Annotated in this window: 12 protein-coding genes; 4 read left to right on the top strand and 8 right to left on the bottom strand. The window is 42.5% G+C overall.

The features are described from left to right. Positions 1-118: 118 nt before the first annotated feature. From BMW94_RS13445 to BMW94_RS13430, 4 genes are all read right to left on the bottom strand, one after another. A complete protein-coding gene (locus BMW94_RS13445; protein ID WP_090999014.1) occupies positions 119-700 on the bottom strand; it encodes a hypothetical protein in 582 nt (193 codons plus the stop codon). A 71-nt stretch (positions 701-771) separates the two neighbouring features. Then, positions 772-1,428, bottom strand: coding sequence for a hypothetical protein (locus BMW94_RS13440; protein ID WP_090999012.1), 657 nt, complete (start codon positions 1,426-1,428; stop codon positions 772-774). Between the two features lie 195 nt (positions 1,429-1,623). Further along, a complete protein-coding gene (locus BMW94_RS13435; RefSeq protein WP_090999010.1) occupies positions 1,624-2,496 on the bottom strand; it encodes a carbohydrate ABC transporter permease in 873 nt (290 codons plus the stop codon). 16 nt (positions 2,497-2,512) lie between these two features. After that, on the bottom strand, positions 2,513-3,463 hold the full coding sequence (locus tag BMW94_RS13430; protein ID WP_090999007.1) for an ABC transporter permease: 951 nt from the start codon (positions 3,461-3,463) through the stop codon (positions 2,513-2,515). A 183-nt stretch (positions 3,464-3,646) separates the two neighbouring features. Here BMW94_RS13430 and BMW94_RS13425 point away from each other — a divergent pair, with 183 nt between their 5' ends. From BMW94_RS13425 to BMW94_RS13415, 3 genes are all read left to right on the top strand, one after another. Further along, positions 3,647-5,455, top strand: a complete 1,809-nt coding sequence (locus tag BMW94_RS13425; RefSeq protein WP_090999005.1) for a sensor histidine kinase — start codon at positions 3,647-3,649, stop codon at positions 5,453-5,455. Positions 5,456-5,724: 269 nt separating this feature from the next. After that, entirely contained in the window at positions 5,725-7,335 is a 1,611-nt protein-coding gene (locus BMW94_RS13420) for a response regulator transcription factor (RefSeq protein WP_090999003.1), read from the top strand. A gap of 103 nt (positions 7,336-7,438) precedes the next feature. Beyond that, positions 7,439-9,121 (top strand): type 2 periplasmic-binding domain-containing protein, encoded by a 1,683-nt coding sequence (locus tag BMW94_RS13415; RefSeq protein ID WP_090999001.1) that lies wholly within the window; start codon positions 7,439-7,441, stop codon positions 9,119-9,121. Positions 9,122-9,227: 106 nt separating this feature from the next. Here BMW94_RS13415 and BMW94_RS13410 read toward each other — a convergent pair whose 3' ends face one another. The 4 genes from BMW94_RS13410 to BMW94_RS13395 all read right to left on the bottom strand — a co-directional run bounded on the left by BMW94_RS13410 (position 9,228) and on the right by BMW94_RS13395 (position 12,842). Beyond that, a complete protein-coding gene (locus BMW94_RS13410; RefSeq protein ID WP_090998999.1) occupies positions 9,228-9,554 on the bottom strand; it encodes a hypothetical protein in 327 nt (108 codons plus the stop codon). Positions 9,555-9,606: 52 nt separating this feature from the next. Beyond that, positions 9,607-9,777, bottom strand: coding sequence for an aspartyl-phosphate phosphatase Spo0E family protein (locus tag BMW94_RS30190; RefSeq protein ID WP_139209340.1), 171 nt, complete (start codon positions 9,775-9,777; stop codon positions 9,607-9,609). A gap of 1,769 nt (positions 9,778-11,546) precedes the next feature. Further along, positions 11,547-12,476 carry a GIY-YIG nuclease family protein gene (locus BMW94_RS13400; RefSeq protein WP_254790228.1) on the bottom strand — a complete coding sequence of 310 codons (930 nt, stop codon included), beginning with the start codon at positions 12,474-12,476 and terminating at the stop codon, positions 11,547-11,549. Between the two features lie 162 nt (positions 12,477-12,638). Further along, a complete protein-coding gene (locus BMW94_RS13395; RefSeq protein ID WP_090998994.1) occupies positions 12,639-12,842 on the bottom strand; it encodes a helix-turn-helix domain-containing protein in 204 nt (67 codons plus the stop codon). Between the two features lie 171 nt (positions 12,843-13,013). Here BMW94_RS13395 and BMW94_RS30935 point away from each other — a divergent pair, with 171 nt between their 5' ends. Further along, positions 13,014-13,301: a hypothetical protein gene (locus BMW94_RS30935; RefSeq protein ID WP_090998992.1), complete on the top strand. Its 288-nt coding sequence runs from the start codon at positions 13,014-13,016 to the stop codon at positions 13,299-13,301. The last annotated feature ends 64 nt before the right edge of the window (positions 13,302-13,365 follow it).

Genomic DNA, 13,365 nt, shown 5'->3' with positions numbered 1-13,365 from the left:
TGAAATGAAACCTACCATATAATCACTTTTGGCAAACTGCAAATGTTTCACCTTAACAATAAATTGTCCTCATTCGATGGATAGAGTTGTGGACCAGTTTGTTCATATTGCTTTGTTCTTAATATCGTTCTGTAAACCTACTCATCCACCAATCCCTCTTCATTAAATATTCAACTTTGATTGGCATAATAATGTATTCTTCCGTTACTTCAATCAGCTCATTGGGACCGTTATAGATTAAATCCACATTTAAGTGAAACGGTTTAATTTTTCTACCCACTTCATCTTCAAATTCTTGAACATAACGTATAAGGTCAGGTATCCCTTCCCAATAATTCATTGCAGCTTGCCCGCCCGCAGGCATGTACCACCACTGCCTAAAGGATGGCCATAAATGAACCAATACCTCCCTTAATTCATGTTGTTCAACTAACTCAAAGTCGGGCAGTCCTAGCACAAATGATACATGATGATTATTTTTATGCGCCTTCTGTTGAATGCTGCGATCCCAGAACCATTTCCATTGTATTTCAAGTTTTTGATGAAGTTCATCTGATTCTACCCTTTGCCGGGATGGCCATAGATTATTCTCATTGATGTCCTCTTTAAGAAGGTCATACGTACTCGCTACATAGATCAAAAAGTTCAATTCAATATCACTGGATATACAAACAGACCATGAGTTATAGTTTTGAATCATTGACATTTCACCTTTCACCCAAAATGCATAAATTTAACGTTGATCAAGCGATTTGAGAGATATTCTTCTTCCTATCTTACTGCACTCGTAAAACTCGCTTTAAAAATAAGATCATATACATATGTGTATGAATTATAATATTCAAGTGCCTGTTTTCTTTCTTCGTAAAACGACTTCAACCTCTCTTTGTCTCCAGTATCGACATAAGCGATTAACTCACGACTTGCTTTTTTGTATGCTTCTACACTTTGTCTCGCAGGTGCAAAATCAAACGAATTATAATCTAGCACGGGAGTAAAGTCCTCCGGTCGGATTCCCGCATTTGATTCAGCTTCCGCTATGAACTCGTGTAATTTCGAGAAATCTACCGGCTCTTCCAGCAGCACATTGCCCAAAATGTGAACCACTTCCTGATCCATCTTGTTGAATCGAGTTGTAAAGACATGATTAAGCACATGCATCTCCATCAAATTTCTGGTGTACAGAAAATAGCTATTGACCAGATGAAGCGTTGAGTTTTTATACTCTACCGAGAATCTCGCACCTCGAAGGATATTAGCCGGGATATATACTCGGCCGTCTATCATTTTCGCTTCGGCACCTGCCTGTGTTTTGAGTTCCTTTTCATTAAAAATCACGCTGATTTTCTTAGGTGCACTTGAAACGGTATGAGCCATGGAGCAGCTTAATAACGCTACAGCAAGTGTAAACATCATCATCTTTTTCACTATGTACAACTCCTCAATATGATTAGTCAGGATAAACTTGCATTTTATTTTTTTATCGTACCATTTTATTCAAATAAATGTAATATACTACATAAGTGCAACGTTCTTCTTCCATACACCAAAAAGAAGCCACCTCCCTGGCCTTCCCCAGTTCAGTGACTCCTTTTTCACACCTATTCGTACCGCTACTCGACTCTACTCCTTCACAGCCCCAACCACGATCCCAGTCACGAAATAACGTTGCAGGAACGGATACACAAGCAGGATCGGCAGCGCACTGATAAAGATCTGCGAAGCCCGAATCGTCCGCTGGGACAGATTCGCAACAGCTGCCGGATCGAGCTTCGACATGTCGGCTTGCACGATAATCGTCTGCATGAATGTTGCCAGTGGCAGCTTTTCCGCATCACGGATGTAGATAATCCCATCAAAATATGAGTTCCAATGTCCAACCATCATGAAGAGAGAAACGGTTGCAATAACAGGTACGGAGACGGGCAGATAGATTTTGATAAACGTCTGAAAATGCCCTGCCCCATCGATAAATGCAGCTTCCTCCAGATCCTTGGGAACGGTGCGGAAGAAATTCAGCAGCAGAATAATGTTGAACACCGCAACCAATCCCGGCAGGATCAAGGCCAGCAATGTATTCATCAGTCCCAGCTTCAGAATGAGGATATATCCCGGAATGAGGCCACCGCTGAACAGCATCGTGATGACAAAATACCACAGATAGATGTTACGTGCACGGAACACCCGCGTCTCTTTGGAAAGCGCATAGGCTGCAATCGTATTAACGATTAACGCAAGCCCTGTTCCCAGCACCGTCCGCTCTACGGACACCCACAGGGAGGACAGGAAATTGGTATTGGCGAATGTTTTCGCATATGCCTCCAGTGTAAATCCAATCGGCCAGAACGTGACCAGTCCAGCATTGGCAGGTGCAGTTGAGCTAAGCGATACCATGAGTAAGTGATACAAAGGCAGCAAGCAGAGCAGCGAAAGGATGGTCAGTAACACATTGTTGATTATGCTGAATATGCGGTAAGGCATCGTTTTATGATACATTCGTTCGTCATCCTTTCTAGAAAATTCGATATCCGGCGAATCGGTAAGCCAGTCGGTACGAGATCACAATCAGGATCAGGCTGATGACCGATTTGAACAGATTTACGGCGGTAGCGAAACTGAACTGCCCACTGAGCAGACCTTCTCTATACACAAACGTATCGATAATATCTCCTTGCTGGTAAATCAATGGACTATATAAGTTAAAGATCTGGTCAAAGTTGGCGTTAAGCACATTACCCAGTGCAAGGGTTGCGATTACGATCCCAATGGGAATAAGTGCCGGGATGGTAATATACATCGTTTGCTTCCAGCGTCCTGCCCCATCCACTTCAGCCGCTTCATAGAGTGCAGGGTTAATGCCGGATAGTGCCGCGAGGAAGATAATCGTATTGAAGCCAAACTCTTTCCAGACATCACTCGCAATAATCGTGAAGCGGAACCAGCTACCATCCCCCAGGAAGAAGATCGGCTTGATGCCAAATACGGAAACCAGGAACTGATTGACAATACCCGTCTGGGCCAGAATGTCGATCAGAATGCCTGACAGCGTAACCCAAGACAAAAAGTGCGGCAGATATACGAGCGTTTGAATCGTTCTTTTCAGCGCCATCTTCCGTACCTCGTTGAGCAATAAGGCGAAGACAAACGGAATGATTAGGTTCATGATGATCTTGGAACAGGCAAAAAACAGCGTATTCCACGTAATTTGCAGGAAATAATCATTTTCCCACATGTATCTGAAATGCTTCAGTCCTACCCATTCGGAATTGAAAAATCCCAGTGCAGGTTTATAATCCTGAAATGCCATCAAAATCCCGGACATCGGAATGTATGAAAATATAAAGACCATAATGGCCGCTGGCAACACCATGAAGTGCAGAATCCATGGCTGTTTGTAGCGTTTTTTTGTTTTTCTGTTCGGCTTGCTCCCAATGTCCGCCTGAGGTACCCGGTTAGCTTCCATATTAGCCTCCATAGCGCGCTCCTGTTCCCAAAAAAAAGTTTTTGTGTGTAATGGGGTTCTCTGTTATAAATAGTATCAGGCATTTCTCAGGTCTGACTATATAACATTGTTAGGCTTGATAGTGTTTTGTTAGGAACATCATCTGAAGAGGTTGTTTACACACGAATTTGAAGGAGACTTTTTATGAATATATGGAAGCGCTTTATATCATTGGGAAGAACGTCCAGATCCCGGTTTAGTCTATTTGCCAAAATAAACTGTTTAATTGTGGTCTTGTTCATCCCCATTATTATCATGTATACCTACTCGAACAACGTCACTTATGATGTTGTAAGCAAAGAGCTCCAGGTCTCCAATACGAAGCAGCTCACGTTTCTGTCCAGTCAGATCGATTCCCGTATCAATCAGATGATGGATTTCAGTCTTATTCTCTCCAGAGATCCCAATGTCAGAGCATTCAATGGCTTGAACATATGGAATGATCGTTATGACAAGATGCAGACCCGTTATGTCATTCAGGAAAAACTGATGCTTCAATCCGGTGTTACCGATATATGGCCTACCCGATATGCTGTGCATTCACAGCAGAACCAAGATGTCATTGCCAACTATAATAGAACATCCGGGTATGATGAGGCTTACCTGAAAAGAAATATGAGCGGACAATGGACCTACGGTGATGGTGCTGAGTCCAGAGAGGATATGAAATCCTTTTACTGGTTCTTTACGGATTCCTTGGCCCAGCCAGGCATGTTGACAGGAAGCAATCTTGTGATTGAAGCCAGCTTCAGTTATGAGAACATTCAGAACATGCTCGATACGTATAAGGCAGGTGGACAAGGTGATCCCTTCTTTTATCACAAAGGAAATTCACCCATTCTGAACCGCAGTGCAGACAAGCAGCTGTCTGAAGAACTCATTCGTTATCTGGATGAACACTCGTCAGAGGATACCACACAGGATGTCGTCAAGTTGAACGGGAAAAAGTATCTGGTTAGCTCGGTGAAATCCTCTTATCTGGATTGGCATTTGGTCGATGTCGTACCACTCTATCAGATTCTACAGCCGATCTCGCTCAGTCGGAACTTATTCTATCTCTTTATGATTCTGTTGTTTGTGGTGGGCATTTCCGCTTCGATCCTGTTATATCGAAACATTCAATATCCGATCAAAAAGCTGATCCAGGGCTTACGCCGCGTGCAGCGCGGAGATTATTCCGTACGTCTGCATAGCAAGGATCAGAATGAATTCTCGTTTTTGTTCCATCGATTCAATGATATGTCCCATCAGATTCAAGACCTGATCGAGAACGTGTTCCAGGAAAAGATCAGAGCCAAGGAAGCTACGCTGAAACAGCTACAGGCGCAGATCAATCCGCATTTTCTATATAATTGTCTTGGCTATATCATCAACATGGCCCAGATGAAGGACGAGCAAGCCGTCGTCTCCATGGCGCATAACCTCAGTGCCTACTATCGCTATACGACACGAGTGGAGCGGGAGACGTCTTCCCTGAAGGAAGAGATCAATCTGCTCATCAACTATTTGGATATCCAGAAGCTGCGCAATGGCAGAATTGAATATCACATCGATATCCCTGAGGATATGCTTGCCCTGTCTGTACCGCGATTAATGCTTCAACCCATTGTGGAGAATTCCGTCATTCATGGCGTGGCGAAGTCGTATTCATCCGGCGAAATCCGAATTACGGGCGAGAGCTCGAACGGGTTCTGCAAAATTTACATCGATGACGACGGACCAGGCTTGAGCCCGGATCAGTTGGAGGCGTTGAATCTGAAAATGCAGCAGCCGCTGCAGGAGGAAATGGGCTGTGGCCTGTGGAACACGAATCAGCGAATCATGCACCTATTCGGCAATCAATCCTACCTTCTATTCGGCCCATCCCCACTTGGCGGATTCCGAACCGAAATGATCTGGGAGATCCCCAAAGAGGATACTGATTCCGATAAAGGAAATATCGATAATAATTGATATCGATACTAACGATAATTTGACGATTTGATTTTGAACAAGATCACGTACACGATAACGCAGAGGACAGAAAAAACCTGAAGAAACGAAGTGTTCGCCTGAAAGCTTTCTGAAAGAAAGCTACATCGGAAGCATAAGCTATCACCAGATTTACACATTATAAAATTCATTCAATAAATCTGGGGATAACAGCGATCGGAAGGTTATTCTGTCATCGGAGTGGCAAGTGTACAGATGTCTGCGTTCAACCACTAAGGAGACAATACAACATGCAAATGATCATTGTAGACGATGAAGCCCACTGGGTAGATAACCTGTCCATGACCAAACCCTGGCATACGCTGGGGATCGAACAAGTGCACAAAGCATACTCAGCACACGAAGCACTTCAACTGATCGATACCCACCCTATAGATATTGTAATCTCGGATATTCAAATGCCCGAAATGACAGGTATTGAACTGATCGAACGGATCAGAGTCCGTGACAAAAAAATAAAGTGTATTCTTTTATCGGGACATTCTGAATTTGATTACGCCAAAAAAGCCATCCAGTTCGAGGCCGTCGATTACTTGCTGAAGCCACCCACGGACGATGAGTTAATGGGCGCCGTTCAGAAGGCCATCGATCAATTAAATACCGAATGGGAACTCGTCAGTTCACTAAAACGAACTCAGTTTACCCTGCGGGAGAATCTGCCGCATTTGCGGGGTCGACTGCTGCTTGAGGCTTTGCAGGGACATCGAATTGCCTCCAGCGAATGGGCACGGAAACTTGCGAATTACGATCTGCCCTTCCACGCCGGGGATTGCGCATTAATGCTTGTACGTATGGAAGAAGAATTCGGACAATATGACAACAACGATCAAACCTTGCTTGAATATGCGGTCATCAATATGGCGGAAGAGATTATGGGTGAGTTTATGGAAGTGTGGGGCGTGAAGGAGGAGCATGGATATCTGGTGTTTCTGCTTCAACTGAAAGTGAACAACACCGACATTGGCAAAGAAACCATACTGGAGAAGCTTTCGGTACAACTTCAGTCCAAAGTTAAGCAGTTCCTGAAAGGTTCCCTCTCCATCGTCATCACCGAATGGTTCGCGTTTCCCGATCAGCTATATGATCGTTTTCGGCAAGCCTCTGCTTATTTCCGGCAAATTGTCGGCGACGAGCGTGAATTCGTCATGCGGGTCAGCGACGTGGAGACTCCGTCGGCACAAGGCCCGCTGGATGTCCTGTATACCCCACCCACTTTCATTCATCTGTTAGAGAGTGGTCAATGGGATGCGGCAGAAGAAAAAATACTAGCCGTCTGTGCGGAGCTGGATGAGAAATGGTCGGAGTCGTGGGAGCATTGTATGGAGGCTGGATTTCTAATTACGGCTTCGTTCACCAATCTCGCACACCGAAACAGGCTGACTTTGGCCAACTTAATGGGTGACGATATCGAGTGGTTACAGAGTGGAGAAGCTTTCACCACCATCAGTAAACTGCGCAAATGGTCGCTTAGTGTACTTGGCAAACTCAAGGAAGGCACGTCCAACGAGATCAAAGATATCCGTTCCGAGTATGTGAAGAAGATTCAGGATTTTACGGATAAAAACCTGCATCTGGATGTTTCTTTGCGTGTACTGGCTGACCATGTCAATCTGCATCCAACCCATTTGTCCAAGATCTATAAGATTGAAACGGGCGAAGGCATCAGTGATTATATCTCTCGCCTACGCATGGATCGGGCCTGCCACAAGCTGGTTACGACCACCAAAAAAGTATATGAAATCAGCATGGAGATTGGCTATATGGACCCGGCTTATTTTATTAAAGTGTTCAAGCGCCAGTTTGGCGTCACGCCGCAAGAGTACCGAGACCAGAATAAATAACATAATAGAGTCCTATCGAAACTAACAAACTCATATAGATGCCCTCCCGCCCAAATTGGTACAGTTACACTGTAAAGATCATACATCGTAGGGGGATTGAACAATGATCAAATTCAAAACATGGTGGTCACTGCTCATGGTTATCGCGCTCATCACGATCACTGCGTGCGGCAGTGGCGATACAGCCAGTGACAATGGTTCCAAAGATGATACACCGGCAACCGTCGGTTCAGCTGAAGCAGAAGCTGCTTTTGCCAAAGGAAAATACGATCCACCCATCGAATTCAGTTCGGTATTGATGCCGAAGAAATACGTGCAAGGGGATACCAAAGAAAATAACGTGCACGATCGCTGGATGCTGGAAACGCTGGGTATGAAGCATAAAGATACCTGGTATCCGGCCAATGACGATCAATACAGACAAAAGCTTCAACTGGCTATCGCCTCTGGCGAGAAGCTGCCTGATTTCGTATCCGTACCGACCAATGCGGTATTGACCAATCAGCTGATCGACTCCGGTCAATTCATCGCCATCGATGAGTTGTTCGACAAGTACGCGAGTCAGACCCTGAAAGATCACGCAGCAGCACATCCTGAGCTGTGGTATCCGTTCACCAAGGACGGCAAGAAATACAACATGCCGATCATGGAGTATACGGATAACGACGATACGTTGCTCTGGCTCCGCGAGGACTGGATGGAGAAGCTGAACCTGGAAGCTCCGAAAACCATCGCAGATCTTGAGAATATCATGGACAAATTCAAGAACGAAAACCCGGACGGTCTGTCTCCAGACAAAGTATTCCCGCTGGCGATTTCGCTTAAAAATAACACCAACACCTGGATGGGGCAGCTCGATTGGTTGTTCGGGGCATACGGCACAATCGAGGAGCAATGGAACAAAGACGCAAACGGCAATCTGGAGTACGGCTCCGTTAACCCCGGTGCCAAACAAGCCCTTGCCAAGCTGGCTGAGTGGATGAACAAAGGTTATATCCACGCTGACTCCGCTCTGTGGGATGAAGGTAAATCGGCTGAGAGCTGGACGAAAGGCCAAGCAGGCATTCTGCCAGGCGCAAACTGGGTTCCAGACTGGCCTGCACCTGACCTGCTGAAGAATGTACCTGGCTCAAAATACAAAGCCTACCCTGTTCCGGCTGGCCCAGACGGCAAGATCGGTACGAAGTGGCAGAACTCTGGTGTCAACGCAAGTATCATGATCAACAAGGATGCGAAACATCCAGAAGCCATCTTCCTGTACTACAACTACCTGCTCGATAACCTGGCTAACCCGGCTGCAGGCAGTGAGTATGAATACGGCTTCGCCAAAGGTTACGACTGGGATATCATTGACGGACAACCGACCAGTGACAAAGAGAAGATCAAAGACTTCTCCAACGAATTCCCGTTCCTGACTGGCCCAGCACGTATCCCGGATCTGTACATGAAAACACTCGTGAAACTGGCGAACGGCGAGAAGCCTGAAACACCATACGAGAAACAAATCGCCGAATTCCGTAAACCGGAAAACTGGTATGCAGGTAAAGTCGTTATGTCCCAGATCGACATCCGTAAACAAAACTATTTCACTGGCGCAGCCACACCAACCATGGTATCCAAGTGGAACCTGCTCCGCCAGTCCGAGATGGAAACCTTCAACAAAATCATCTACGGCCAACTGCCGGTTGATGCCTTTGACCAATTCGTCGCCAACTGGAAATCCAACGGCGGAGATCAGATCACGCAAGAAGTGAATGATTGGTTTAAGTCTGTGAGTGGGAAGTAAGGATTGGGATTTTGGAAAACTAGAGCGTAAAAAAAACAGCCGAAGCGATAAGTTATACGCTTCGGCTGTTTTTATTTAAATAGGGATTAAGGACGCTCCCCCTGACTTATGGGTTCGCGTCAGTGGTTTGATGAGCCTTTGTATACCTCTCCTCCAGCATCGACTGTCCCAGCAAGGAAACTGTGAGCTGGATGCCGTCCTTCAGTCCTTGCATATACAATCGCTCATTCTCTATGCCTTTGCTGACAATGTAACGATTCTCCCACTCGGTATATTCAGGTGTCTGCTCAACATTCTTGCCTGCAAACCAAGCTTCAAACGCTTCGTCCTTTTCCTCATGTACACGACTCAATTCAGGGTCATGCTCGATTCGGGCAGATACTTCATCTAGCCTTGCCTGAATCGCTTGTTGCAACCACGGTGGAAGTTCCATATCTTCTCCTCCCCTACACGTTATGTACCTCACTCATTATCGTACAACTCGGTTATGTCTCGCCTTTCATTTCACTCACTCGTTCCACCAGTTCATCTACCCTTCGACTCTGTTCCTGAACCTCGGGATTGTCCCACAACGGAATCGCTTGCTTCAAGGATGTCTCACCAAGCTGATTAAGCTTGCGCCGTTCCTCTTCCAATACGTCAAGCAATCGGCTCATACATGCACCTCTCTGATGGGTCTAAACTGCGTCATGTCTTGTTAAGACTAGACGTGAGCAGTCATTTTAATGCAATTATTAAGCACAGTGTGTAGACTTATAGTTCCGTCTATTCGAAATTGTAAGATAAAATATAATGCTTTTAATGCGGGAATCGGATTAAAAGAAAAAACACTGATATAAACCCTACGTTGTCAAATGATAATATTTTCATGAGTTGTAAATATCAAAAAAGTAAACAATCTAACAAAGAGAATTCCTAAGCGGATTACAAGCAACATTCGATTTGGATATCTAAACCTTTCTCAATTAAAGTATAACTGATAGAGCATAGTTTGTGGTTTGAGTCATACGGCTACTAAAAACAATGTGAGGTTCCGATTCATCCAAATGTTCATCAAACATTTCACCTTTGATCTTATGATATTTCTGTTTTTTTTAGCTTTTTTTTCTTTAGATCTTTAAACGTAATTCTTTCTGTAATATAAATTATGACTTCCCTCATAAAGGTGCCCCTACTATGATTTCGTAGATTTCTGATAACTTTCTTTTGCATTCACGAACCCTCACTGGCTTAAGTGCGAAACGCGGGTCGTCAGACTTAGCCAGTGCAGGGTTGTCACCTGAAATAACATATATATAAAATTTTTCCAGATACCGAGCAGCACTAGCCCCGATGCGTGAATGTGTTGTTATCTGTGGTATCGAACTTCGTCAATTTGCTAACTATTTCTCTATTCCGAGAAACTAACTCTAACGAGAAACACGAAGATACTGATCCTATTAAATATGGAAGTGTAAACCATCTAACTGCATTTTCAATGAATTCCCTTACTTCTTCTGCAGTTATCCTAGTGTTAGACATTGAATTCAACTTCGGCGTTATCAAGTCTGACAAGAAATCGGACACGAAGAAACAGTATGATATTGTAGAAAATAAGGCTAGAAGGAAATAAATAGCCACCTTTGCTTCATTAAATCGTTCTTCAGGTGTCCAAAAAACCACAAGATTTATAAGTACTATACTTAGAATAATTACCATCCAGCCTAAAGTTCCATTCGCGATAAAAAGTTTCTCGTCAAAAATCTCAAAAAGCATCATCCCAATAAAACTATATAGAACAGCAGAAATTATCGGAGTAAAAAGCATAAGTAACATTAAATAAAACCAGTTTGTTACTTTATCCAAATATAAGTATCTTGCGCTAAAGTAAATGAACACAAAAAAGAATACTATAAATATATTAAGTAGAAACGGAACAGTATGAATTAATCCCATTGAAATAAACAAAGATATAAATGTCATTGAAAATGACCAATCTGAAATTTGTTTAAAGTATTCCTTAGATCCTCTGTCCAATTTTCTTATCTCAAACAAAACAATAATGTTAATTGTTAATACAACAACTATAAAAGCCCATAAAAAAAAGTTAACTAATTCATTTGTATACCTAAACGCAGTAATAGTGAGTATGGATAGTACAATCCCGTAAGAGGCGTAGACAGATTCATAGTTTTTGTTTAGTATTTTTCCTTTCGTCCACAGGTAAATTGTTACAACAAAACTCTTCAATAAACTAAATAAGAACAATAGTATTGATTTAAAAGTTTCCATTTCTCTCTCTCCAATCGCTATTTCAGATAACATTCCTGTATTTATGAACCCCAGGGGGGGCCGTCTGCTGAAATTCCTCTCCGAAATCTCCGAAATCCACCTAGCAGACCAAGGCTAAGAAGGAGACTCTGCTTAAATGTTATGAGATGTCGAATTAATCTTCATTGCTATTACTTTCGAATTTCTTTTCCTGATTCTGCTTAAATGTCCTTCCATTAATATCTATCCACTCCACAGGGCCCGCTGCTTGACGCCCCAGTACTACAGCAGTGGCTGCACTAATACTTGAAAAAATCGCATTCTCATTAAATATATAGAATTCTCCGCCATCTATTAGAACTCCGGTTTCTATCAACTTATTTCGTTGCTTGATCCATCCTTCAGAGATTGAACTTGATGTTTGTTTACAGCTTTGAGATCCAGACAGAACTACATATCCTTTTTCAGTTTCAATTAATTTAGCAGAAGCTTTTTTGCTTTTCAGCGTATATACAATGTCGCTATTAACTGGTAGCGGCGCAACCACAGTCTCATTTGATTGTTTGAGAATAGAGGGAACCAAGAACATAAAATTAACTACTGGAAAAATCAACTTCATCTGTTCTAAAAAGTACTCCATGTCCGAAATATCAGCTTCAGGGAGAGTCGTTAGTTCCGGCTGATTCGAATTATCAATTTCGGCTGTTTTCGCATCTTTAGATAAAGAGATAATTCGAGATTCTAAATACTTTATATGAGACTTAGTAAGCATTTCGTCTTTGCTTATAAAAGCTACAATTTCAATAAAGTCCTTATCTGAATCAGCTAAATGTTTCTTTAATCTCTTTTTAAGATTTTCCGATTCCCCTATGTATATGCGTTCATTATAGTTGTCGCTGTTAGGTAAGGATTTTAGAATATACACTCCAGGTCTATTAAACTCAGAGCGCTCTATAATTTGGGGCAGAGAAGAGCGTTGTGAATATACAGCCTTTCCTGACCAATTACCGATTTCAATTGTTCTGGGCCCTGTTTCTGAGCCATCAACAAGAAATATAGTTAGTTTCTTTCCCACTTTTGTTTCTCCTTTAATTTGTTTTCTCATAACCTTCCTGTATTCATGAACCCCGGAGGGGTTGTCTGCTGAAATGCTTCCCTGAAATTCTTCTCGCAGACCAAGGCTCCAACGGAGCCGCTGCTTGAATACTATGTTATACGACGGAATCTCATCTTTGAATTAAGCAACATTCTCTTATACTCTATTCTTTCATCGGTCTGTTATATGTTCCAAAAGATCTCCAGGCTGGCATCCCAATGCCGTACATAATTTATCGATGACTTCTAACGATACGTATTCATTCGTATTGAGCTTTGCCATCGTTGCCGATGAAATCCCCGTCATTTTCAATAAATCCTGCTTCTTAATCTCCCTGTCAATCAATAATTTTTGAAATGGTTTATAACTTATCATCTGGTACTCCTTCGTATCCGAATTGAATTTTTCTTTAATTATATGAAAATATATTTCTCTAATCAAAAATATCTTTGATATATCTTGACTATAATTTTCATTATGATAAAATAAAATTCAATAAGTTGAATTTTTGTTCGTAAAATAAAACATAACGGACGGTGATCATTTATGCACAATTCTTTAGAAGTCTTACTTGATTCGTTAATTCGTAATCGAATTGAAGCTCTATATAACAATCTTCTCAAGAACAACACCATCTATAATCAATTCTCATCTGATCGAAATCTTTACTTCAAACAGTTACATGAACTTCTACCTCAGGATATGCATAAAACTCTATTTCTTTACGATGATGCAGACCTCTCAGTTCAAACAATCCTAGACCGTGAAATCTACTTGCAAGGTTTTAAAGATGCGCTTCAATTACATAATGAATTAAATATAACTTCTAATTGAGAGCCAAATGGCTCTCTTTTCATTTGATTCTGTCGTATAACATTCCTGTATTCACGACCCAGCA

Origin of the sequence: Paenibacillus sp. OK003 (assembly GCF_900109515.1) — a bacterium.
GTDB classification, from domain to species: Bacteria; Bacillota; Bacilli; order Paenibacillales; family Paenibacillaceae; genus Paenibacillus; species Paenibacillus marchantiae.
This window is presented reverse-complemented; position numbering and strand designations above follow the sequence as displayed.

What these genes read in the sequence shown, in the direction of transcription:
- BMW94_RS13445 (WP_090999014.1), bottom strand. Translation starts at nt 700, where the DNA reads ATGATTCAAAACTATAACTCATGGTCTGTTTGTATATCCAGTGATATT.
- BMW94_RS13435 (WP_090999010.1), bottom strand. Translation starts at nt 2,496, where the DNA reads ATGTATCATAAAACGATGCCTTACCGCATATTCAGCATAATCAACAAT.
- BMW94_RS13430 (WP_090999007.1), bottom strand. Translation starts at nt 3,463, where the DNA reads ATGGAAGCTAACCGGGTACCTCAGGCGGACATTGGGAGCAAGCCGAAC.
- BMW94_RS13425 (WP_090999005.1), top strand. Translation starts at nt 3,647, where the DNA reads ATGAATATATGGAAGCGCTTTATATCATTGGGAAGAACGTCCAGATCC.
- BMW94_RS13420 (WP_090999003.1), top strand. Translation starts at nt 5,725, where the DNA reads ATGCAAATGATCATTGTAGACGATGAAGCCCACTGGGTAGATAACCTG.
- BMW94_RS13415 (WP_090999001.1), top strand. Translation starts at nt 7,439, where the DNA reads ATGATCAAATTCAAAACATGGTGGTCACTGCTCATGGTTATCGCGCTC.
- BMW94_RS13410 (WP_090998999.1), bottom strand. Translation starts at nt 9,554, where the DNA reads ATGGAACTTCCACCGTGGTTGCAACAAGCGATTCAGGCAAGGCTAGAT.
- BMW94_RS30190 (WP_139209340.1), bottom strand. Translation starts at nt 9,777, where the DNA reads ATGAGCCGATTGCTTGACGTATTGGAAGAGGAACGGCGCAAGCTTAAT.
- BMW94_RS13400 (WP_254790228.1), bottom strand. Translation starts at nt 12,476, where the DNA reads ATGAGAAAACAAATTAAAGGAGAAACAAAAGTGGGAAAGAAACTAACT.
- BMW94_RS13395 (WP_090998994.1), bottom strand. Translation starts at nt 12,842, where the DNA reads ATGATAAGTTATAAACCATTTCAAAAATTATTGATTGACAGGGAGATT.
- BMW94_RS30935 (WP_090998992.1), top strand. Translation starts at nt 13,014, where the DNA reads ATGCACAATTCTTTAGAAGTCTTACTTGATTCGTTAATTCGTAATCGA.